At 57.8% G+C, this 22308-nt stretch carries 24 protein-coding genes, 1 tRNA gene and 1 pseudogene; 14 read left to right on the forward strand and 12 right to left on the reverse strand.

What is annotated here, in order from left to right; translation table 11 throughout:
* Positions 1-152: 152 nt before the first annotated feature.
* Positions 153-239: transfer RNA gene (locus tag ACR0NE_RS18390), tRNA-Leu, on the reverse strand.
* A gap of 129 nt (positions 240-368) precedes the next feature.
* Here ACR0NE_RS18390 and ACR0NE_RS18395 point away from each other — a divergent pair.
* Positions 369-1028: a DsbA family oxidoreductase gene (locus tag ACR0NE_RS18395; protein WP_170595978.1), complete on the forward strand. Its 660-nt coding sequence runs from the start codon at positions 369-371 to the stop codon at positions 1026-1028.
* Between the two features lie 39 nt (positions 1029-1067).
* Positions 1068-1724: a lipoyl(octanoyl) transferase LipB gene (gene lipB, locus ACR0NE_RS18400; protein WP_170595979.1), complete on the forward strand. Its 657-nt coding sequence runs from the start codon at positions 1068-1070 to the stop codon at positions 1722-1724.
* Between the two features lie 314 nt (positions 1725-2038).
* On the opposite strand, the pseudogene ACR0NE_RS18405 reads toward lipB, so the two are convergent.
* The 3 genes and pseudogenes from ACR0NE_RS18405 to ACR0NE_RS18415 all read right to left on the reverse strand — a co-directional run bounded on the left by ACR0NE_RS18405 (position 2039) and on the right by ACR0NE_RS18415 (position 4056).
* Positions 2039-2974, reverse strand: a pseudogene (locus ACR0NE_RS18405) (cation diffusion facilitator family transporter).
* 486 nt (positions 2975-3460) lie between these two features.
* On the reverse strand, positions 3461-3880 hold the full coding sequence (locus ACR0NE_RS18410) for an HIT family protein (RefSeq protein ID WP_170393458.1): 420 nt from the start codon (positions 3878-3880) through the stop codon (positions 3461-3463).
* Positions 3880-4056 carry a hypothetical protein gene (locus tag ACR0NE_RS18415; protein ID WP_170595981.1) on the reverse strand — a complete coding sequence of 59 codons (177 nt, stop codon included), beginning with the start codon at positions 4054-4056 and terminating at the stop codon, positions 3880-3882. The genes ACR0NE_RS18410 and ACR0NE_RS18415 overlap by 1 nt, the downstream gene beginning before the upstream one ends.
* A gap of 102 nt (positions 4057-4158) precedes the next feature.
* Between ACR0NE_RS18415 and ctaD the strand changes: the two genes are divergently transcribed.
* The 4 genes from ctaD to ACR0NE_RS18435 all read left to right on the forward strand — a co-directional run bounded on the left by ctaD (position 4159) and on the right by ACR0NE_RS18435 (position 8223).
* Entirely contained in the window at positions 4159-5817 is a 1659-nt protein-coding gene (ctaD, locus tag ACR0NE_RS18420) for a cytochrome c oxidase subunit I (RefSeq protein ID WP_170393460.1), read from the forward strand.
* A gap of 231 nt (positions 5818-6048) precedes the next feature.
* Positions 6049-7008, forward strand: a complete 960-nt coding sequence (locus tag ACR0NE_RS18425) for a bestrophin family protein (protein ID WP_480762298.1) — start codon at positions 6049-6051, stop codon at positions 7006-7008.
* Between the two features lie 83 nt (positions 7009-7091).
* Complete coding sequence (locus ACR0NE_RS18430) at positions 7092-7691, forward strand: 2-hydroxychromene-2-carboxylate isomerase (RefSeq protein ID WP_170393465.1); 600 nt, start codon at positions 7092-7094, stop codon at positions 7689-7691.
* A gap of 46 nt (positions 7692-7737) precedes the next feature.
* Complete coding sequence (locus tag ACR0NE_RS18435) at positions 7738-8223, forward strand: DUF2244 domain-containing protein (protein ID WP_170510555.1); 486 nt, start codon at positions 7738-7740, stop codon at positions 8221-8223.
* Here ACR0NE_RS18435 and ACR0NE_RS18440 read toward each other — a convergent pair whose 3' ends face one another.
* Complete coding sequence (locus ACR0NE_RS18440; protein ID WP_170393469.1) at positions 8224-8706, reverse strand: GatB/YqeY domain-containing protein; 483 nt, start codon at positions 8704-8706, stop codon at positions 8224-8226.
* 182 nt (positions 8707-8888) lie between these two features.
* On the opposite strand from ACR0NE_RS18440, the gene carA reads away from it, so the two are divergent.
* Both carA and ACR0NE_RS18450 read left to right on the forward strand, forming a co-directional pair.
* Positions 8889-10055, forward strand: coding sequence for a glutamine-hydrolyzing carbamoyl-phosphate synthase small subunit (carA, locus tag ACR0NE_RS18445; RefSeq protein WP_170595985.1), 1167 nt, complete (start codon positions 8889-8891; stop codon positions 10053-10055).
* A gap of 62 nt (positions 10056-10117) precedes the next feature.
* Positions 10118-12046, forward strand: a complete 1929-nt coding sequence (locus ACR0NE_RS18450; RefSeq protein ID WP_480459405.1) for a glycosyltransferase family 2 protein — start codon at positions 10118-10120, stop codon at positions 12044-12046.
* Here ACR0NE_RS18450 and ACR0NE_RS18455 read toward each other — a convergent pair.
* The gene (locus ACR0NE_RS18455) at positions 12003-12650 is read right to left on the reverse strand and encodes a GntR family transcriptional regulator (protein ID WP_170393473.1); all 648 of its coding nucleotides are present in this window, start codon (positions 12648-12650) and stop codon (positions 12003-12005) included. The two genes, ACR0NE_RS18450 and ACR0NE_RS18455, sit on opposite strands and share 44 nt — an antisense overlap.
* Positions 12651-12750: 100 nt before the next feature.
* Here ACR0NE_RS18455 and ACR0NE_RS18460 point away from each other — a divergent pair, with 100 nt between their 5' ends.
* The 3 genes from ACR0NE_RS18460 (at position 12751) to ACR0NE_RS18470 (ending at position 15000) form a co-directional block, all read left to right on the forward strand.
* Positions 12751-13395 (forward strand): pyrimidine 5'-nucleotidase, encoded by a 645-nt coding sequence (locus tag ACR0NE_RS18460; protein WP_170595987.1) that lies wholly within the window; start codon positions 12751-12753, stop codon positions 13393-13395.
* Between the two features lie 87 nt (positions 13396-13482).
* The gene (locus ACR0NE_RS18465; protein WP_170405023.1) at positions 13483-13731 is read left to right on the forward strand and encodes a hypothetical protein; all 249 of its coding nucleotides are present in this window, start codon (positions 13483-13485) and stop codon (positions 13729-13731) included.
* Positions 13732-13803: 72 nt separating this feature from the next.
* Positions 13804-15000, forward strand: a complete 1197-nt coding sequence (locus ACR0NE_RS18470; protein WP_170595989.1) for a UbiH/UbiF family hydroxylase — start codon at positions 13804-13806, stop codon at positions 14998-15000.
* Between the two features lie 31 nt (positions 15001-15031).
* Here the strand turns inward: ACR0NE_RS18470 and ACR0NE_RS18475 are convergent, their stop codons facing one another.
* Positions 15032-16159, reverse strand: coding sequence for an aminotransferase class V-fold PLP-dependent enzyme (locus tag ACR0NE_RS18475; RefSeq protein ID WP_170595991.1), 1128 nt, complete (start codon positions 16157-16159; stop codon positions 15032-15034).
* A 232-nt stretch (positions 16160-16391) separates the two neighbouring features.
* Between ACR0NE_RS18475 and ACR0NE_RS18480 the strand changes: the two genes are divergently transcribed.
* A complete protein-coding gene (locus ACR0NE_RS18480; protein WP_170393483.1) occupies positions 16392-17093 on the forward strand; it encodes a GntR family transcriptional regulator in 702 nt (233 codons plus the stop codon).
* Here the strand turns inward: ACR0NE_RS18480 and ACR0NE_RS18485 are convergent.
* Positions 17090-17548 (reverse strand): Lrp/AsnC family transcriptional regulator, encoded by a 459-nt coding sequence (locus ACR0NE_RS18485; RefSeq protein ID WP_170393485.1) that lies wholly within the window; start codon positions 17546-17548, stop codon positions 17090-17092. The two genes, ACR0NE_RS18480 and ACR0NE_RS18485, sit on opposite strands and share 4 nt — an antisense overlap.
* The gene (locus ACR0NE_RS18490) at positions 17545-18000 is read right to left on the reverse strand and encodes an Lrp/AsnC family transcriptional regulator (RefSeq protein ID WP_170393487.1); all 456 of its coding nucleotides are present in this window, start codon (positions 17998-18000) and stop codon (positions 17545-17547) included. Before ACR0NE_RS18490 ends, ACR0NE_RS18485 begins: the two co-directional genes overlap by 4 nt.
* Before the next feature lie 131 nt (positions 18001-18131).
* Between ACR0NE_RS18490 and ilvC the strand changes: the two genes are divergently transcribed.
* Positions 18132-19154 (forward strand): ketol-acid reductoisomerase, encoded by a 1023-nt coding sequence (ilvC, locus tag ACR0NE_RS18495; RefSeq protein ID WP_170393489.1) that lies wholly within the window; start codon positions 18132-18134, stop codon positions 19152-19154.
* A gap of 45 nt (positions 19155-19199) precedes the next feature.
* Here ilvC and ACR0NE_RS18500 read toward each other — a convergent pair whose 3' ends face one another.
* Entirely contained in the window at positions 19200-19655 is a 456-nt protein-coding gene (locus tag ACR0NE_RS18500) for an SRPBCC family protein (RefSeq protein ID WP_170595993.1), read from the reverse strand.
* Entirely contained in the window at positions 19652-19960 is a 309-nt protein-coding gene (locus ACR0NE_RS18505; RefSeq protein WP_170595995.1) for a metalloregulator ArsR/SmtB family transcription factor, read from the reverse strand. The genes ACR0NE_RS18500 and ACR0NE_RS18505 overlap by 4 nt, the downstream gene beginning before the upstream one ends.
* Positions 19961-20038: 78 nt before the next feature.
* Here ACR0NE_RS18505 and ACR0NE_RS18510 point away from each other — a divergent pair, with 78 nt between their 5' ends.
* Entirely contained in the window at positions 20039-20941 is a 903-nt protein-coding gene (locus ACR0NE_RS18510) for a DMT family transporter (RefSeq protein ID WP_170405007.1), read from the forward strand.
* Here the strand turns inward: ACR0NE_RS18510 and glmM are convergent.
* Positions 20938-22281 carry a phosphoglucosamine mutase gene (gene glmM, locus ACR0NE_RS18515; protein ID WP_170393497.1) on the reverse strand — a complete coding sequence of 448 codons (1344 nt, stop codon included), beginning with the start codon at positions 22279-22281 and terminating at the stop codon, positions 20938-20940. The genes ACR0NE_RS18510 and glmM overlap by 4 nt on opposite strands.
* Between the last annotated feature and the right edge of the window lie 27 nt (positions 22282-22308).

Below are 22308 nucleotides of genomic sequence, written 5' to 3' on the forward strand. Positions count from 1 at the left end.
TTTTAAGCGCCCATGGCGCTCGACCGAGCAAAAAAGCCTCTGCAATTGAGCGGCGATCGACTAAAGCGCAATCTAACGGTGGTTACAGGGGTGGGCACGCCTGCATCTATAAATAATAAACCATTGATATAGTTAATTTATTTCAGATATTTTGGTGCGGTCGAGAAGACTCGAACTTCCACGGGTGTTACCCCACAGCGACCTCAACGCTGCGCGTCTACCAATTCCGCCACGACCGCACTGCCAATGACTTGGTAGAGGGGCGTATAGACGCTGAGCCGCGCGATGTGAAGAGGCAAAAACACAGCCGATTGAAATCACGTGCTTTAGCCATATCTAACCGCGATACAATGCAATCTGGAGCAGCCATGCCCTCGCCCGATCCCCGCCCTACCGTGCAGATTGATGTCGTCTCGGATGTGGTCTGTCCGTGGTGTATTGTCGGCTTTCGTCAACTCGATGCCGCACTGAAGCAAGAGAATGTGCTGGCCCGATTGCGCTGGCATCCGTTCGAACTGAACCCCAACATGGGGCCAGAGGGACAGAATCTGAGGGAGCATATTGCCGAGAAATATGGCTCGACGCCCGAACAAAGCCAGCAGGCGCGCGAGCGGTTGACTGCGTTGGGCACTGAACTTGGGTTCACCTTCAATTTCACTGATGACAGCAGAATCGTGAACACCTTTGCCGCGCATCAACTGCTTGACTGGGCGGAAACACAGGGGCGTCAGCATCCGCTGAAACTGACCCTGTTCGAAACCTATTTCACCAAGCAACAGGATGTCTCTGACGTCGAAGTGTTGATGGGCGCGGTCGAGACGGCCGGGCTCGACCCGGAGGCGGCGCGAACCGCACTTGAATCAGGTGCGCATGCCCAACCGGTGCGTGAAAAACAAGATTTCTGGACCAGCCGAGGCATCTCGGGCGTGCCTTCGATGGTGTTTGGAGGGAAATATCTGCTGACCGGCGCACAGGGCACGGACACTTATGCGCAGGTCCTGCAACGCTGCCTGGCCGAGGCCGCCTGACCCCTTCCCCCTGCCCCGCAGACGGTCTAAGGAACGAGCATGGAATGGAAGACTACCGACGGGCTGATCGACTACGACGAGGCCACTGCCTTCATGGAGGCGCGCGTTGCTGCGATTGCAGCGGGTGAGGCGGACGAATGCATTTGGCTGTTGGAACACCCTCCGCTTTATACCGCTGGGACTTCTGCCAAGCGAGAAGATCTGACCGATCCGGATCGCTTTCCGGTCTATGAAAGCAAGCGCGGTGGACAGTACACCTATCACGGCCCCGGTCAGCGCGTTGTTTACGTCATGCTTGATGTGGGCAAACGCGGTCATGATGTGCGCCGCTTTGTGCAGCAGCTTGAGGCATGGGTGATTGCGGCTCTGGCCGAGTTCAATGTCACCGGTGAGATCCGCGACGGCCGCGTGGGCGTCTGGGTGCAACGGCAAGACAAGCCGCTGACGATCACCGGCCAGCCAGCCGAGGACAAGATCGCGGCCATCGGCATTCGCCTGCGGAAATGGATCAGCTTTCACGGTATCTCAATCAATGTCGAGCCGAACCTGTCCCATTTCACCGGTATCGTGCCCTGCGGAATTCAGGAACACGGGGTGACCTCACTGGTCGATCTTGGGTTGCCGGTGACCATGGATGACGTCGATGTTGCGCTAAAAAAGACCTTTGATGAGGTCTTCGCCACCGAAGGCGCCTAGTTTATAGGTGATTCCACGTATTCGGACAGATCTGGCCAGAATACGCAAAAGACAATGCTAGAATTTGGGGCACTCTGTTTCGAAAATCATTCAGAAAATTCCTTTGAATGGTCTCAATTCGCCTCAAATTCAGGGATTCTTCACATCCTCTCCTTACAAACGCCATCTGACCACATAGTATGTAATGACCGTTCATGAGTGAGTGGTGTGTTAACCGGTGATCTCAGGGCTGCCCTGCGAAATCCGTGAAAGTGTTTGGTTACGAGTCTGCCGTTCCGACCCCATATCGGAACGGCAATTCTCGTTTTAGGCCCCTAAATCTGTTGATGCCCAAATCGGGTTGATCCGACGCAAGCGTGCCCGCTGGCTTCGATTTCAAGCGTAACATGACCAAGCCCAAACTTGTTCTGCAGAACCTGCTTGACCATCACCCGGATATCCTCGGCACTATCTTGTGCGTCGGGTTTGATGAGCAGATGCGCCGACAGCGCGGGCTCACGCTCCTGCATGCTCCACAGATGGATGTGGTGAACTCCTGCCACACCCGATACGCCCTCAATGGCTGTGGCGACCTCTTCCGGATCCAATTCTATTGGCGCGCCCAACATCAGAACGCGTATGGTTTCACCGATCTCGGATTTGACGTGCCAAAGGATGTAAAGTGAGATCATGATGGTGACCGCTGGGTCGACCCAAGTCCAGTTGAAGAGAATTACAGCGGTACCTGCGACAATCACGGCGACGGACCCCAATGCATCGGCCACATTGTGCAGGAATGCCGCACGAATATTCATGCTGTCCTTGGACATGGAATAGGTCAGCATAGCGGTGACAAGGTCGACGACCAATGCGATCCCAGCGATCCAGACAACGATTCAGCCATTAACCGGCTCGGGCTCGACAAACCGCATTACGCCTTCGTACTGCAGGTAGACTGACAGAACGATCAGTGTTGTGTAGTTAACCAGCGCCGCTACAACCTCGGCCCGGCCATACCCGAAACTCATACGCGCGTTTGCGGGTCGACGAGCGATCTTGCGGGCAAAGAATGCGATGACCAGCGCAATCGCATCTGACAGGTTGTGCAAGGCGTCCGCAATCAAGGCGAGCGACCCTGAAATAACCCCGCCCACAATCTGTGCCAGCGTCAAGAACATATTGACCGCGATGGCCCAGGCAACGCGCGCATCGCCGGCCTGCGGATCAACATGCGCGTGGCTGTGCCCTTTGTGGGAATGCTGATGAGCCATTTTAGTGTGTCCTATTTTCTGAATCACCATGCTACATAATTCCTCTAGTGACTAGAGGTTCAAGGGGGTGTTTTCGAAAATGAATGCAATCGGGGCTCCCTCATTTCGCACTGGATTCAAAGCACCTACGATCCGGTTCTGGACTTCTACCGCCGTTCGAACCTACTGCGGGTAATCGGCGCCGCTATGACGATACCGCGCTGCGGCGGTTGCAATGCGTACGCCATGGCCAAGATCTGGCCAGCCGCTGGTCTAATTAGAGGCCTTGCTCACGCTCGAAGCTGCAAATGGAAAAACTTGAACCGGGCTAATGAAATCGCCGGACAGCAGCCTGATGATTTACGAGTCCGGATCGCACGCATGAAATGAATGGAACAAGACTGATCCGTATTCCTCAGGTCTGCGACGGGCAGCGCGATTACGCAAGTGTCGTGCTCCATGCGTTTGGTGATCACGTCGCCTGCGACAGCTCGCTTCGAAGGTGGATCAGGTCAGTGCCGCGCGGATCTTGTCGGCGTGTTGAGCAATCAGGTCAAAATCGCCCATTTTACCGGGCGGGCGTATCGAGACGCCCTCGTGGCGCGGCAATACATGCACATGCAGGTGAAATACCTCTTGCCCGCCTGCGGCCTCATTGAATTGCTGAACGGTGACGCCATCAGCGTCAAACGCTTCTTTCACAGCGTGAGCCATCTTCTGTACCGTCGCCATCACCGCTGCCAGTTGCTCGGGCGTTGCATCCAGCATGTTGCGACAGGGGGTTTTGGGGATCACCAACAAGTGCCCGTCCGCCCGGGGCATGATATCCATCAGCGCGACGGTGTCGTCGTCTTCATACACACGGTTTGACGGGATTTCTCCGCGCAGGATCTTGGCAAAGACATTTTCGGGATCATAAGCGGTCATTACAGGCCTCCGGTGTTGGACTTACCCGTTGTTCTGAGCCGCCGCTTGATGCGGGTCAAGCGGGTTTCCCCGTCACCACTTGTAATCGCGGACTGAATCCCCAAATCCCTCGCATCCGAGGTCAGATTATCGCGCAGCACAGTCTGCCCGCGACAATTAATCTTGATCCAGATCAAACTCGACCATTGAAGGTCGCCCCTTCGCAATCTAAAACCAGCAGGAATCCCGCGCGTTGGAGAGGTCCGACTGCGCGGTACAGTTGCAACAGGAGGCACCTAATGGCAGACGCAGCCATTCATGGTCACGAGCATGAAGATCAGCGCGGCTTTTTCACCCGCTGGTTCATGTCGACCAACCACAAGGACATCGGGATTCTCTACCTGGTCTTTTCGGCTCTTGCCGGTCTGATCTCGGTTCTGATGACTGTCTATATGCGGCTCGAACTGATGCACCCCGGTGTTCAGTATATGTGCCTCGAAGGTTTCATGGCCGATCCATGTACCCCCAACGGTCACCTCTGGAACGTGATGATCACCTATCACGGTGTTCTGATGATGTTCTTCGTGGTCATCCCCGCCCTGTTCGGCGGATTTGGCAACTATTTCATGCCGTTGCAGATCGGCGCGCCGGACATGGCGTTCCCGCGGATGAACAACTTGTCCTTCTGGCTGTATGTCGCTGGCACCTCGCTGGGCGTCGCCTCGCTGCTCAGCCCCGGTGGTAACGACCAGCTTGGTTCAGGTGTAGGCTGGGTTCTGTATCCACCGCTGTCGACGACCGAAGGCGGCATGTCCATGGACCTTGCGATCTTCGCCGTGCACGTATCGGGCGCCTCCTCGATCCTCGGCGCAATCAACATGATCACCACCTTCCTGAATATGCGTGCCCCGGGAATGACACTGTTCAAGGTGCCTCTGTTCAGCTGGTCGATCTTCGTCACTTCGTGGCTGATTCTGCTGTCGCTGCCGGTTCTGGCAGGCGCAATCACCATGCTGCTGATGGACCGCAACTTTGGCTTTACCTTCTTTGATCCGGCTGGTGGCGGTGATCCGATCCTGTATCAGCACATCCTTTGGTTCTTTGGCCACCCGGAAGTGTACATTGTGATCCTGCCCGGCTTTGGCATCATCAGCCACGTGATCGCGACCTTCGCGCGTAAACCAATCTTCGGCTACCTGCCGATGGTCTGGGCGATCATCGCGATCGGTGTGCTGGGCTTCGTCGTATGGGCGCATCACATGTACACAGTTGGCATGTCGCTGCGCCAGCAGGCCTACTTCATGCTGGCCACGATGGTCATCGCGGTTCCGACCGGCGTTAAGGTCTTCTCGTGGATCGCGACCATGTGGGGCGGCTCGATCGAGTTCAAAACCCCGATGCTGTTCGCCTTCGGCTTCCTGTTCCTGTTCACCGTTGGTGGTGTGACCGGCGTTGTGCTGTCGCAGGCCGGCGTGGACCGTGCCTATCACGACACCTACTACGTCGTTGCGCACTTCCACTACGTGATGAGCTTGGGTGCCGTCTTCGCGATCTTCGCTGGCGTGTACTTCTACTTCTCGAAGATGACGGGCCGTCAGTATTCCGAGTTCTGGGGCAAGGTTCACTTCTGGCTGTTCTTCATCGGCGCCAACCTGACCTTCTTCCCGCAGCACTTCCTGGGCCGTCAGGGCATGCCACGCCGCTATATCGACTACCCTGAAGCGTTTGCTCAGTGGAACTTCGTTTCGTCGATTGGTGCGTTCATCTCGTTCGCCTCGTTCCTGCTGTTCTTCGGCATCGTGATCTACGCCCTGCTGCGTGGTGCGAAAGAGACACGCCCGAACCCGTGGAACGAATACGCGGATACGTTGGAATGGACCCTGCCCACGCCGCCGCCTGAACACACGTTCGAGCAGCTGCCCAAGCAGGAAGACTGGGACAAGGGCCACGCGCACTAATCCCGCCATCCAAACCAAATTCAGCAAAGCCCCGCCCCGTGCGGGGCTTTGTGTTTTTTATGCCCCCAGTCCGCAACTTGCTGCTTCCAACACGTAGACGCACCAAAGATCAGGCCGCTAGTATTTGCGAAAACAGCATAATCTAAGACGGGTGCGCGCCACATGATTCTCCATCACGGCATCACACTTCGGCAACTGGTCAAAGGCTCTGCCGGGTTCATTTGCATCGTCATGGCCTGGATACTCCTGCTTGAACTAGTGGATGAAGTTACTCCACTTGAGTTGATCTCGAACTCCAGCCCACCGGTCACGATGCTGGGTTTGGCAGTGGCATTTTTTCTGGGTTTCAAGAACACCTCGGCCTATGGCCGCTGGGTCGAGGCCCGCAAGATCTGGGGGGACATCGTCAACGCCAGTCGCGATTGGGGCAACACGATCAGCAATCTGGTTCAGGCTGACGGCACGCCGCTTGCGCCCGAGATACGGCGTGAATTGCTGGAACGTCATATCGCTTGGCTCAACATGCTGGCATTTCAGCTGCGCCAGCCCGCAACGCATGGACGTGCCCGCCGCCCGTGGATGTTCGGACACAAACCGGTCGTGGACAAAATCGCGCTGCATCAGGAACCCGAATGCTGGCGCGATACCCAACTGGCGGCTGATATGCCTCTGCTCGAAGGGAAATCCAACCGTGCCGCGTACCTGTTGTTTCTTCAGGGTGAGCGGCTTTCATCACTGGCGCAATCCGGCAAGATCGAACCCTATTGGCATGTGGCGCTGATGAACCGGCTAGCACGGTTTGCAGACGCGCAAGGCCAAAGCGAACGTATCAAGAATACCCCCTTCCCGCGGCAGGTCGCCGAGGTCGGGCGCATCTTCAGCTATATTTTTATCTTCATGTTACCGCTGGCGTTGAATGACCAACGCTCGATCACCGCTGGGATGGGCTACTCGGTAACAAAATCCGTTCTGCTTGACTGGGCAGTCTTTGCTCCGATCGGAGCGTTGGTTTGCTGGATTTTCTTCGTGACTGAACGGGTCAGCGCCTCGATGGAGGACCCGTTCGAAGGCGACGTAACCGATGTTCCGATCTCGTCCATCTGCCGCATGATCGAAATCGACCTGCGCCAGATGACTTCCTGCGGCACTGCCCCTCAGCCGACAGAACCCATCGATAAAGCGCTACTTTGACCACTTAAATTGGGCAAAGATCGAAAAAACCTCCGTTTTGCGGTATTCTGGTTGGCAAAGCCCCTTTTGACAGGAGCCTTGCTATGCCCGAGATCGACTTTTGGTATTCAATCGGCAGCACTTACAGTTTTCTGACCATCACGCGCCTGGATGGCTGGTGCGAAGAAAACGATGCGACAGTAACCTGGCGCCCCTTCAACGTGCGCACGGTGATGTCGGAACAGCAAAATATTCCCTTCGCTGGCAAACCGGTGAAGTCGGCCTATATGTGGCGCGATATTGAGCGGCGCGCTGCGAAATATCACATCCACGCCAAACTTCCCGCCCCCTATCCAATTTCTGACCTGGCGCTGGCAAATCAGGTGGCTTTGCTGGGCATGCAGGACGGCTGGGGCGCCGGGTTCACGCAAAATCTTTATCGGATCTGGTTCGAGGACGGGATTGAGGCCGGTAGCGAAAGCGCCATTTCCGAAGCCCTGCTTCGGTGCCAACAAGATCCACGCCTGATGCTTGCCCGTGCCCGCAGCCCGGACGCTGTTGCAGCCTTGGAGGACGAGACAAACAAGGCCATCAAACTGGGGGTTTTCGGCGCACCCAGCTTTGTTGTCCGCGACGAAGTGTTCTGGGGTGATGACCGGCTTGACGATGCCCTGTCATGGGTCCGCGTCGGCCACGTTGTCTGACCGATTTTTGCTTCGACATTGCGCCGGTCTGAGCTAGGTTCTCGCCATGCCTTATCAATGGACAGAAAACTCGGACGCTGAACAGGAACTGCGGCTTTGGCCGCACAACTCCTTGCCGCCACGTGGTGCAATGACCGTCATCTTGTCGGTGTTCCTGTTCGGACTGATCCCGCTGCTGGCGATGTTGGGTTCGATCGTCCTGTGGGGTCTGCTGCCGTTCCTGCTGCTGACGGTTCTGGGCCTCTGGTTGGCAATCCAGACAAACTATCGCGCGCGCAGCGTGTTCGAGGTTCTGACCTTAGGCCAGACGCAAGCCCACCTTGTGCACCACCACCCAGACAAGGGCGATCAGGAATGGACCTGCAACCGCTATTGGGCCCGCCCCGAAATGCACACCAGCGGTGGTCCGGTACCCCACTACGTAACGCTGATCGGCGATGGGCGCGAAGTTGAGATCGGCGCGTTCCTGTCCGAGGACGAGCGGATCGCGCTGTTTGATGATCTGAGTCAGAAACTGCGCAAATCGACGTGATTAAGCGCCGTTCGAGTTAGCGCAAAGATGATCTTTGACCATCGGTCCTACTTTGCCGAAATCCATCTGACCGGTATAGCGCGACTTCAACTCGCCCATCACCTTGCCCATATCGCGGATTGAGCCCGCCCCAGTAGACGTGATGGCGGTCTGAATGGCCTTGCTAACTTCGTCGTCGTCCAGCTGTTTGGGCAGGAATTCCTCAATCACCTCAACCTCGCGCAGTTCCCGCTCGGCCAAATCAAGGCGTCCACCCTCTTCGTAGGCGCGTGCGCTTTCCTTGCGCTGCTTGGTCATTTTACCCAGAATTTCAAGCACTTCGGCATCGCCGCAGCCTTTGGTCTCTTCATTGTCAGAGGCGCGCGAAGCAATATCACGATCCTTGATCGCCGCATTGATCAGGCGCAGTGTCGAAAGACGCTCGGCGGCTTTGTCTTTCATAGCTTGCTTCAGGGCAGAGTTCACCCGTGATCGCATATCCATATGGTCTGTCCATCCCCATGGCAAAGGAACCCTGACCATATCGAAACAAAAAGGTTGGTACAACAGTGGACATTAATTGTAACTTATTGATTTTTAACAATAGCCCAAAATTTGAACAGACTTGACCCTAGCGTATAACCCACTTAGTTATGCGCCCGTTTACCTTGCAGGAGAGTCGCGCCATGGCCCAGAACGCCCCGTCCAAGCCCACCGCATGTCTGGCGTTGGCCGATGGAACCCTGTTTTACGGTGTGGGCTTCGGCGCAACCGGTCAAACCGAGGCCGAGTTGTGTTTCAACACCGCCATGACGGGCTATCAAGAGATCATGACCGATCCTTCTTATGCGGGCCAGATCGTGACCTTCACTTTCCCGCATATCGGCAATGTCGGAGTGAATCCCGAAGATGACGAAACCGGCGACCCGGTGGCAGCCGGGATGGTGGTCAAATGGGACCCGACCGAGCCGTCGAATTGGCGCGCGACAGAAGAGCTAAAAAGCTGGTTAGCCCGCCGTGGTCGCATCGCAATCGGCGGCGTCGATACCCGCCGCCTGACCCGCGCGATCCGCCAGCAAGGCGCACCGCACGTGGCGCTAGCTCATGATCCCGAGGGAAACTTCGATATCGAAGCCCTGATTGCTGCAGCGCGTAGATTTGCGGGGCTCGAAGGGATGGATCTGGCCAAAGAAGTCACCTGCGCCCAAAGCTATCGCTGGGATGAGATGCGTTGGGCTTGGCCCGATGGCTACCAGCGTCAGGAAGCTCCGATGCACAAGGTGGTCGCGATCGACTATGGTGCCAAGCGCAACATCTTGCGCTGTCTCGCCTCGGCAGGTTGCGACGTAACCGTATTGCCCGCCACCGCAACGGCAGCGGAGGTGCTGGCACACAAGCCAGACGGAGTGTTCCTGTCAAACGGACCCGGCGATCCGGCGGCTACCGGCGAATATGCAGTTCCCATGATCAAGGAAGTGCTGGATACAACAGATCTGCCCGTCTTTGGCATCTGCCTAGGCCATCAGATGCTGGCACTGGCGCTTGGCGGGCAGACGATCAAGATGAACCACGGCCACCATGGTGCCAATCATCCGGTCAAGGATATGGAAACCGGCAAGGTCGAGATCACCTCGATGAACCACGGCTTCGCCGTGGACGCGGAAACACTGCCCGATGGCGTAGTCGAAACGCATCGCTCTCTGTTTGACGGCTCGAACTGCGGCATCCGCATGACGGGTCGCCCGGTTTATTCGGTGCAGCATCATCCAGAAGCGTCACCCGGCCCGCAGGACAGTTTCTACCTGTTCGAACGCTTTGCCGCGGCGATGGCGGATCAAAAAGCACAAGCTTAAAGGCGAATTCAACAGCGTTAACCGTGTGTTAACCCTGACTAAGCAACCCTGCCGGATGTTACATGCGGCAGGGTTTCGTTATGGTCGAATTGAATCTCCAGCGTCAGACACTGGCGCAGCCTGTGCCCGGGCCGCATTCGCGCAAACCGCTCGGCACATGTCTCGTCGAACAAGGCATCATCACATCCGACCAGTTGGCGCGCGCCCTGCGGATGCAAGTATTCCAGAACGCGCCATTGGGGGAAATACTGGTCAGTGAAGGATGGGCCAGCCGTGCGCAGGTTCTCTCGGCGCTGTCTGACCAAACCGGCCTTCAGATCGCCGATCTTGCGCAGGTACCACCAGCCGCAGACCTCTGCTTGCTCGAACCGGTCGAGTTTTGGTTGGAGCACAATGTACTGCCCTGGATGCGTGTGGGGCCAATCCTGCTGATCGCTACAGCTAGGCCGGATACATTCGACGCAGTGGCAGACGCATTGAAAGGCCACGGTTACACGATCATCCCGGTTCTGGCAGGACCCGAGCAGATCGATGCTGCCATCGCCCGTCAATATGCTCAACCGCTGGCACAAGCTGCAGAAACTCGCGTTGAGGCGCGGCAAAGCTGCAGGAATTGGTCGGCCCAGACGCGCCGTGGGCCGATCATTGGATTTATCCTATTCGCGGCACTCTGTGTTTGTTTCCCGATAGTTGGCCTCGGCCTTCTTTTGGGCTTTGCACTGCTGACCCTGGGACTGTTCTTGTCTCTCAGACTCTCGGGGCTCATTGCTTATCTATGGCGAGAAAAATCTGAGCCAACAACAAAGACCTCTGAGTCACTTCGCCTACCCCGCGTCTCGATCCTTGTGCCGCTATATAAGGAACGCGAGATTGCCGATGACCTGATCGCCCGGCTGCGCCGCCTGACCTATCCCAAAGCGTTGCTGGATGTCATTTTGGTGCTGGAAGAGCGGGATGACGTAACCAATGAGGCGCTCAGGCAAATAGAACTGCCAACCTGGATGCGCGCCATTGTTGTGCCGGATCGGAGTGACCTGACCACCAAGCCCCGTGCGATGAACTATGCGCTGGATTTCTGCCGTGGAGAGATTTTGGGCGTTTGGGATGCCGAAGACGCCCCGCAACCCGATCAGATTGAAACCGTTGTCCGCCATTTCGCGAACGCCCCAAAGGAGGTGGTGTGCCTGCAAGGTATTCTAGACTACTACAATCCGCGCACCAATTGGCGGTCGCGCTGTTTTACCATCGAATACAGCGGCTGGTTTCGCGTCGTCCTGAAAGGCATCGCGCGAATTGGTCTGGTCGTTCCGCTGGGCGGCACAACCTTCTTTTTTCGCCGCGACAAGCTGGTCGAACTGGGCGGTTGGGATGCCCATAATGTCACCGAAGATGCCGATCTGGGTTTCCGCCTAAGCCGTGCCGGATATCGGACCGAGATCGTCTGCACCACGACCTATGAAGAGGCGAACTTTCGCGCCTGGCCATGGGTCAAGCAGCGTTCGCGTTGGCTGAAGGGGTTCATGGTAACCTATCTGGTGCATATGCGCGCACCACGCCAATTGCTGCGCGATCTGGGGTTGCTGCGCTTTTTGGGCTTACAGGCCTTTTTTCTAGGAACACTGGGCCAATTCCTTCTGGCCCCGCTTTTGTGGGCGTTCTGGCCCATCTTTTTCGGGCTGCCCAACCTGTATCAACCAATCCTGACACCCGGTTTATTGACTGCCTGCGTGGTTCTGTTTCTCGTCGCCGAAGCCGCCAACCTATTGGTGGGTATCTGCGGTGTCATCGCAGGCAAACGCAGGTTCCTGCTACCCTGGGTGCCGACCATGGTGCTTTACTATCCGCTGGGCGTGTTGGCGGCCTACAAAGGCCTGTGGGAACTGGCGGTCAATCCGTTCTTCTGGGACAAGACCCAGCACGGCCATGCGGTCGAGGAACGTGAGGCCGCTATTTCTCGCGCCGGATCGCATCCTGTTTCAGCCGCGTCATGAAAGCGACCGAAATGTGATCCTGCAACGCCTTGGCCGCCGCGTCCTCGTCTCGCGCCGCAATCGCGTCCACGATGCCTTTGTGCTCGCTCTGCGCAATCTCGCCACGCCCTTCTGCGGCCAGCGATGTGGTCGCCATCAAGGCCATGGTCCGATGCACCAGATCAAGCTGCTGCACCAGATAGCGGTTATGCGAAGCCAGGTGAATCTGTTCGTGAAATCTCCGGTTGGCCCGCGACAGCGCAACAGGATCTCCGATCAACTCATTATCGGCCACCACCATGTCCCGAAGGACCCGAATTTCCTCTTCGGTTGCGTGTTTTGCGGCCAGACGTGCGGCCAACCCTTCCAATTCACGCCGGACAACATAAAGCTCGGCCATCTGGTTGTGGTCCAATGAGGCCACGATCAACGACCGCCCGTCCCGTTCCAGCAACGACTGCGTTTCCAGCCGCTGCAGCGCCTCGCGGATCGGAGTGCGCGAAACGCCAAACCGCTCGGCCAGTTCGCTTTCCACCAGCCGATCACCAGGCTTGTAGACACCGACGTCTATCGCTTCGAGAATAAGGCTATAGGCGTCCGTATTGGACTGTTTGGATTGGGGCATCGGCTGAATTGTCTCCTCGTTCGGACCTGTCTAGCCGCCACACGCCCCCCCGATCAAGTGCGGCATTGAAAACCGCAGCCCATCGCCCTAAACCCAAAGCATGGTCAAACCTGCCTTTTCCTATGTCACCCAATGGGTGTTCGATCTAGACAACACGCTTTACCCGCCGCATATGCGCCTGTTCGATCAGATCGAAGTGCTGATGACGGATTACGTCGTGCAAGCTATCGGCGTCGACCGCCCCGAGGCCGACCGGTTGCGTTCGCATTACTGGCGCGAATACGGCACGACACTCGCGGGCCTGATGGCAGAGCACGATCTGGACCCCGATCCCTATCTGCACGCCGTGCATCAGGTGGACATGAGCCATATGGAACCCGATGTTGCGCTGGTGGAACATATCCGCGCTTTGCCCGGGCGACGCATTGTCTATACCAATGGATCTGCACCTTATGCTGAGCGCGTTCTGGCGGCACGCGGTCTGAATGGGCTGTTCGACGCGATCTATGGCGTAGAACACGCAGGCTATCGCCCCAAGCCGCAAAAAGCCGCGTTCGAGGCGATCTTTGCGCAGGATGGAATCGATACAGCGAAAGCCGCCATGTTCGAAGATGATCCACGCAATCTGGCCGCCCCACACGAGATGGGAATGCGTACCGTGCACGTCGCGCCTGACCCGCACCAGGCTGACCATATTCACCATCACACCGATGATCTGACCGGGTTTCTGGGTCGCCTGCGATAGGCTGTCACACTGCGACGATCTGTTCGTTTCGCAGTTGCAGAATTGACCCCATATGCAGCTCAGCGACGAACAGAATCGGAGACCCCAATGACCGCGCTTGAGATGCCTCAGCGCCTGCCTCTTTGGCAGCGCCTTTTGTTTGCAATTCCCGTGTTTGGCTGGATGGCCCGGGACGCGGCCAATGCCGAAGCTGAAGACCTTTATTATACAGCCGCGGCGCTGGTCAGCATGTGGGGCTGTTCCATCCTTCTGTTCGGCCTGCCGGGTCTTTACATTCCCGCCCTGATGCTGGTGCCGACGATGTTCCTTGTCCTGATTTTGATCTCTCGGGGATAAAGCACGAGACAGGATGTCACTTGGCGCCCACCGCGCAACAGCACTAGTGTCTGCGGCAACGGAGACATACTCATGACTGACAGCTGTGACATCCTGATTTCCGGCGGCGGAATCGCCGGATTGACCGCCGCCGCCGCCTTTGGCGCTGCCGGGTTCGACGTAGTCTGCGTCGATCCCACCCCTCCGATCACCGAGCGGGACGTGGACGGATCGGATCTGCGTACCACCGCTTTTTTGCAGCCTGCCCACGGTCTGTTGGAACAATGCGGGCTTTGGGCCAAGCTGGATGCCCACGCCGCGCCCCTGCAGATCATGCGCATCGTGGATGCGGGTGGCGATGTGCCCGAACCGCGCGTCGTGCGTGATTTCAACGCCGCCGATATCTCGGATCAGCCATTCGGATGGAACCTGCCCAACTGGCTGCTGCGCCGCGAGATGGTGGCGCGACTAGCCGAACTGCCGAATGTCGATTTCCGCCCCGGCACCGGTACGGTCAGCCTGTTCACCCGCACCAATGAGGCACGGGTCGGCCTGAGCGACGGCACCCGCATCCGCTGCAAACTGGTAATCGCCGCCGACGGGCGTAGTTCACCAATGCGCGAAGCTGCCGGGATCAATGTTCATACCACGCGCTACGGCCAAAAGGCCCTCGCCTTCGCCGTCACCCATCCCATCCCGCACGACAATGTCTCGACCGAGATTCACCGCTCGGGCGGGCCGTTCACATTGGTCCCCCTGCCCGACTGGCAGGGCCAGCCGTCCTCGGCCATTGTCTGGATGGAACGTGGGCCACGTGCCGTTGAACTGTTAAACCTTGAATCCGACGCGTTCGAAGCCGCCATGACCGAACGCTCTTGCGGGCTGTTCGGACCGCTGAAATTGGCCTCACGCCGGACGATCTGGCCGATCATCAGCCAGTCGGCGGAACGGTTGTCGGGCGAACGCATCGCGCTGATGGCCGAGGCCGCGCATGTGGTGCCACCTATTGGTGCGCAGGGGCTGAACATGTCGTTGGGCGATCTGCGCTGCTTGCTGGAATTGACGCAAGCCCGGCCCGAGGGCTTAGGCGATGCGCAGATGCTGGATTCCTATCACAAGGCCCGCCATACCGAGATCGAACTGCGCGTCAAAGGCATCGACCTGCTGAACCGCGCCTCGATGATCGAAGCGCGTCCGCTGCGCGACGCACGAGCGATGGGGCTGAATGCGCTCTATTCCCTACCACCCGTGCGCAAGACGCTCATGCAAATGGGCCTCGGCGTCCGCTGAACCGCAGGGCGGGCTTCTGCCCGCCACGCTATTACAGCACCTGATCCAGAACCCGTTTCAGGCGCGCAATCGTGTCGTCAACATCATACAGCTTGTCCAAGCCAAACAGGCCGAGACGGAAGGTGCTGAACCCTTCGGGTTCGTCACATTGCAGCGGTACGCCGGCTGCGATCTGCATGCCCAGGGCCGCGAACTTCTTGCCGTTCTGCACTTCGGGGTCTGCTGTATAGCTGACCACCACACCCGGCGCGCCGAACCCTTCGGCGGCAACCGACATGACGCCCTTGTCCCTAAGATAGGCCCGGACGCCATCACCCAGCGCCCATTGCGCCGCGCGCAGCTTTTCGAAGCCGTACGCGCGCGTCTCGGCCATTGTGTCGCGGAAGGAAAGCAGAGAATCCGTCGGCATGGTGGCGTGATAGGCATGGCCGCCATTCTCGTAGGCCTGCATGATCTGGCGCCATTTCTTCAAATCTATCGCAAAGCTATCGGATGAGGTTTCTGCCAGCCGCGTCTCGGCGCGTTCGGATAGCATGACAAGACCGGCGCATGGCGTTGCGCTCCACCCCTTCTGCGGAGCCGAGATCAGTACATCCACTCCGGTGGCCTTCATATCGACCCAGGCACAGCCCGAGGCGATGCAGTCCAGCACCATCAACGCCCCCACCTCATGCGCAGCAGCGGCCATCGCTGTCACATAATCATCAGGCAGAATCACTCCGGCCGAGGTCTCAACATGCGGCGCGAAGACAATACCCGGTCGTTTCTCATGGATTGTCGCCACAACTTCATCAATCGGGGCCGGAGCAAAAGGTGACGGGCTGGAATTGCCGGTTTCGCGCGCTTTGAGAACGGTGGTCGACGATGTCAGATCACCTGACTCGATGATCTGACTCCACCGATATGAAAACCACCCATTGCGTACGACAAGCACATCAGCATCCCGCGCAAACTGTCGCGCGACGGCTTCCATCCCATAGGTGCCTCCGCCGGGAATGACCGCAACGCCTTCAGCATTGTAAACTTCACGCAGCATTGCTGAAATATCGCGCATGACTTGCTGAAAACTTGCAGACATATGGTTCAGAGAACGGTCGGTAAAAACCACCGAGAACTCCTCCAGCCCGCCCGGGTCAACAGTATTCAGTAGTGCCGGCATGACGCATCCTTTCTATTGGGTCCTTTTTGTTCTGCCTTGTCTTGCGCGCTCGGTAAAGCGTCAAACGTGGCCTGAAGTTGACCCAAAGTAACCCACAGCCAAAAATTTCATTTTGAGTTTTTACATGCCACAATTAGCAGAAATGACGCCAACCAGAGTCAGGTCCCCTTTACACCCTAGCGTGTTTCTGAACAGATACACACACTTTGAACAAGAACGGATAATTTTACTCGTGACTGCGCAAAAGCGGATTAGTTTTCAAGTCGTTCGAGACGAGGTAAAGCGGCGGATTGAATCCCGCATATGGCCTCAGGGCTCGCTTTTACCCACCGAAACCCAATTAGCGGAAGAGTTCAATTGTGCCCGCGCCACGGTGAACCGGGCGCTGAGGGAGCTCGCCGAACAGGGCTTTGTCGAGCGCAAGCGCAAAAGCGGAACGCGGGTCAAGAAAGAACCACGCAAACAAGCCAAGCTTGAAATTTCACTTGCGAGACAAGCGGTTGAGAACCAAAACTCAGCCTATCGCTATGCTCTGGTGGAACGGAACGTGGTCTACAGCCCCGGCTGGCTGACCTCGCAACTGAATGTCGAACCGGACGCGCGCGTTCTGCACGTGATCTGCATGCACTATGCAGACAACCGCCCCTTCCAGCTTGAAGAACGCTGGATCAATATCGAAGCCGTACCCGAGGTCGAGCAAGCCGACCTCAACAAAAGTGGCCCACACGAATGGTTGTTGAATGCTGCCCCGTTCACCGAAGCTGAAATCGCCTTTTGCGCGATCTCGGCGGACAATCGTCTAGCTGATTTCATGGGCACAACCACTGGCACTTCGATGATTCAGCTGGAACGGACCACGTGGAAGGACGGGCAACCGATGACTTTCGCCCGCATGACCCATCATCCGGGGTTCCGCATCCGCACTAAATACTAACCGATCGGCCCGGGCAGGCGTTCTTCGCTCAGCAGTACATTGGCTTCGACCTCTCCGGCCCCTGGTAAGGTCATCACCCTTCGGCGCAGAACCCGTTCGAAGTCTGCCAGATCCCGCGCCACGACGCGCAAGCGATAATCATAAAGACCCAGCACATGCTCAACCGTCTGCACCTCGGGAATGGCGCTGACGGCACGTTCAAAATCTTCAAGGCTGACCTGCCCTTTTCGCGCAAGTTTCACGCCGAGAAAGACGGTCACTCCAAAACCCAGGGCCTCGGCATTCAGACGCAGCCGCCGCCCCTTGATCACGCCTGCTTCTTCCAGTCGACGAATACGCCGCCAGGTCGCAGGCTGCGATAAGCCAAAGCGGCGCCCCAGAGCCCCCGCGCTTTGGGTCGCGTCCTGCACCAGCGCGCGCAGAATTCTGCGGTCGATCTCATCCAGTTCGATCATACCGGCAACACCTCATCCCGTTTGACTCGGGCGATATGCATAAGGGCTTCGATATCGGCGATATGCGGTAGGGTCAGAATGCGATCGCGATAGACCTGTTGATAATGCGCCATATCTCGCGCCAACACCGATAGGCGCACATCCACCCGACCAAGGAAGGTCTGGATCTCGATCACCTCGGCCACGTTCCGCGCCGCCGCCGTGAATTCGTCGAACGCCCGTGCCTGCGTCTTGTCCAGCGTTATTCGCAAAGAGACCTCGACCGCATAGCCCAAGGCGGCCCAGTCGATAACGGCTTCCTGCCCCTCGATCACTCCTGCCGCCTGCATTTTTTCGATCCGGCGCCAGCAGACGCCCGAAGTGATGCGGCATCGCTCAGCCAATTCTGCCGTTGTCAGGCTTGGCTCGGCCTGGAAGTGGCGCAGTATACGTCGATCAACATCATCAAGCATGATTTCTTCACATTTCATTCAATAGAAGAATTATTCTTCATCTATTTGTCAAATACTCAATCCAAACCCTATCGCCAATAGCAATCACGCAAGATAGAAGCACATCAATCGAAACTGAAAGGACCGGCGAAATGCGCGTCTATTACGATCGCGATTGCGACATCAACCTGATCAAAGACAAAAAAGTGGCGATTCTGGGCTACGGCTCGCAAGGCCACGCCCACGCGCTGAACCTGCGCGACTCGGGCGCCAAGAACCTGGTCATCGCCCTGCGCGAAGGCTCCCCCTCGGCCAAGAAAGCCGAAGCGGAAGGCCTGCAGGTGATGGGCATCGCCGAAGCCGCAGCCTGGTGCGACGTTATTATGTTCACCATGCCTGACGAACTGCAAGCTGAGACGTACAAGAAATACGTGCACGACAACATCAAGCCAGGTGCGGCCATCGCGTTCGCCCACGGCCTGAACGTCCATTTTGGCCTGATCGAGCCGAAAGAAGGCGTCGACGTGATCATGATGGCCCCCAAAGGCCCCGGCCACACCGTGCGCGGCGAATACACCAAAGGCGGCGGCGTTCCTTGCCTCGTCGCGGTCGACAACGACGCGACCGGCAAAGCGCTGGAAATCGGCCTGTCCTACTGCTCGGCCATCGGTGGCGGCCGTTCGGGCATCATCGAAACCAACTTCCGCGAGGAATGCGAAACCGACCTGTTCGGTGAGCAGGCTGTTCTGTGCGGCGGTCTGGTTGAACTGATCCGCTGCGGCTTTGAAACGCTGGTTGAGGCCGGCTACGCGCCCGAGATGGCATATTTCGAGTGTCTGCACGAAGTGAAGCTGATCGTTGACCTGATCTATGAAGGCGGCATCGCCAACATGGATTATTCGATCTCGAACACGGCTGAATATGGCCAGTACGTCACCGGCCCGCGTATTTTGAAATACGACGAGACCAAAGCGCGTATGAAAGAGGTTCTGAACGACATCCAGCAGGGTAAATTCGTCCGTGACTTCATGCTGGAGAACGCTGTAGGCCAACCGACCATCAAAGCGTCGCGCCGTGCGAACGATGAGCACATGATCGAGGAAACCGGTGCAAAACTGCGCGCCATGATGCCCTGGATCTCGGCTGGCAAAATGGTCGACAAAGAAAAGAACTAAGTCTGACAATTGTCAGCGAAAGGGCGGCCCCGGTGGCCGCCCTTTTCATTTGGTGACAGCATTTGCGTAGCATTCACCCAGAACATAATCCCAGCCACTGTCGTAACCGGTGCGTTTGTCCGACGCCTCAGATGCCCAGACTTCCCAGCCCGAATGGGTCAGAGTGACCATGGTCTGCCCGGCCCCGTGGGCTGCGAACCGGACCTCAACCCGCGTGGTGCGGTCGGTGTTGGTGCCGGGGTGCCAGCTGAAGGCCAGGCGAGCCCCCTGTTCGAAGATCAACACCTTGCCCCAATCAGCGCGGGCGCCATCGAACATGGTTTCATAAACCGCACCGCCGACATGAGGTTCGATCACAACTGCCAGCGCAGGCTTGCCTTGCGCCGCTGAGACAGCGTGCCCATCCAATGGCCACCAATTGGCGATGCGATTTACAAAAATGTCAAAGGCGCACTCGGGCGTTGCGTTCACAACAATGGTCTTGATGATTGGTTCGATCATGCATCTCGTCCTTCGTTTACCTCGGCGGCGAAATTCTCCAACACGTCCGACCAGTATTGCTCGAGCCAGGCGCGCAGGTCTGCCAGCCCCTCGGGTCGGGCGGCATAGATGCGGCGCGTTCCCTCGGCCCGGCAAACGACAAGCCCGGCTTCGGACAAGACCTTCAAATGTTGCGAGACCGCCGGGCGGCTTACGGGCAAATCCGCTGCCAGATCACCAACCGCCCTGGGGTGCTTGGCCACCGCCTCAAAAACCTGACGACGGGTCGAATCCCCTAAAGCCGAAAGCACTTCTTTGTAAGCCATAGCTTACGGTAAGTAATGACTTACCTAATGTCAATATCAGCGCGTGACACCGTCAGATTCGCGGGATAAGTGTATGGAATGGTTCAACAACCGACAAAACAGGATTGGAGCGGTGTTTTCACGCTGGGCCTCATCTGGGGCGGGACGTTCATGGTGGTTGCCATGGCGCTGGAAGGCTATGGACCGGTCACCGTGGCGACGTCGCGCACCACATTGGGTGCCGTTATGCTGCTGGTGCTGATGCGCCTTACCGGACGGCGTATTCCGAGTTTGACACCAGCCCTTCTGAGTTCGATTTTCTTCATCGGCATTCTGTCGACGGCGGTTCCCTTCATGCTGTTAAGCTGGGGGCAACAATTTGTCCCTTCGGCCTTTGCGGGTCTGTCCATGGCGGCGATTCCGCTGATGGTTCTGCCGCTGGCACATTTCTTTTCGGATGAGCCTATGAACCTACGGCGTCTGGTCGGCGTTTGCCTTGGCTTCTCTGGCGCGCTTGTGTTGATCGGGCCCGGTCTGGCGCAATTGGGTCAGGGTACGCAGCCACTGGCGCAAATGGCCTGCGTCACGGCAGCCTTGTGCTACGCCAGCTCGTCGATCCTGACCCGCCGCTGCCCGCCGATTGAACCGATGGCTCTGGCAGCCCTGACGCTGCTGGTTGGCGCAGTACTATTGATACCTATCATGCTGCTAACCGAGGGGCTTCCCTCGTGGCAGGGAACGCGCCCCAGTCTGGCCCTGATCGTTCTAGGCCTTGTCCCCACGGCCTTCGCCACCCTGCTGCGAGTATCCATCACCCGCAGCGCCGGGTCCGTCTTTCTGACGCTGGTGAACTATCAGGTGCCCGTTTGGTCGATGGTGTTCGGGGCCTGGATTCTATCCGAAGCCCTGCCGCTGCGGTTCTATATCGCGCTTGCCATGATCCTAACCGGGCTGGCAATCAGCCAGTGGTTCACTCTGCAGAAAATGCTACTGGGGCGTTAACCTGTCGCCGCCTCAACCTCGGATACGATCCCATCGACCACTTGGGTCAGCAGTGCGGCATCCTCGCATTCCGCCATCACCCGGATCAGAGGTTCCGTGCCCGATTTGCGGATCAGCAAACGCCCCTGCCCATTCAGACGCGCCTCGGCCTCGGAAATCGCGCTTTTGACGCTGGCCGCTTCCAGCGGGGCCTGCCCCGCGCTAAAGCGCACATTCTTCAGCAATTGCGGCACCGTCTCAAACTGGCGCGATAAGTCCGAGGCTTTCTTGCCGGATTGCACCATCTCTGCCAGAAAATGCAGCCCCGCCATCAGACCGTCGCCGGTTGTGGCATAATCGCTCATCACGATGTGACCTGACTGTTCGCCACCAAGATTGAAACCACCCTCGCGCATCCGTTCAACCACATAGCGGTCGCCAACGGCGGTCCGCTCCAGACGCAGCCCCTGCCCGGCCAGGTGCCGCTCCAATCCGAGGTTCGACATCACAGTGGCCACCAAGGCGCCGCCTTTCAACTGATCCGCGCGGGACCACGCGGTCGCCAACAGAGCCATCAACTGATCCCCATCGGCGACAGCGCCAGTTTCGTCGATCACAACGACGCGGTCGGCATCCCCATCCAGACAGATACCTACATCGGCGCCGTGTGAAACCACGGTTTCGGCCGCAACACGAGGCTGGGTTGAGCCACATCCGAGGTTGATGTTCTTGCCGTTCGGCGCGATGCCGACCGGGATCACATCTGCTCCCAACTCCCAAAGAACTTCCGGCGCAGTACGGTGCGCGGCACCGTTGGCGCAGTCGATCACAACCTTCAGCCCATCCAAGCGCAGATTGCGCGGCAGCGATGATTTCACACGCTCGCCATAACGGAACCGCGCATCGTCGACCCGACGCGCACGACCAATATTCTGCGCCTGTGCGGGGCTTACGCCTTCTTCGATCAGCCGCTCGATCTCAATCTCGGCCTGATCGGACAGCTTGAACCCGTCCGGCCCAAAGAATTTAATTCCATTGTCGATCGCCGGATTGTGGCTAGCCGAGATCATCACGCCCAGATCCGCGCGCATCGAGCGCGTCATCAACCCTACCGCAGGAGTCGGCACCGGCCCCAGCAGAAGCACGTTCATACCGGTCGAGGTCAAACCTGCCGTCAGCGCATTTTCCAGCATATAGCCCGACAGCCGCGTATCCTTGCCAATGACAACGCGATGTACGCCTGAGGCATCGCGGCGGAAATAACGCCCCACAGCCGCGCCAATCCGCAAAGCCATTTCCGCCGTCATAGGGTGCGTGTTGGCGGTGCCCCGCACCCCGTCGGTTCCAAACAGCTTGCGCATAAGTCGGTCTCCTGAAAATTCCTTTTG

The sequence above is a fragment of the Ruegeria sp. C9 genome, assembly GCF_056537585.1.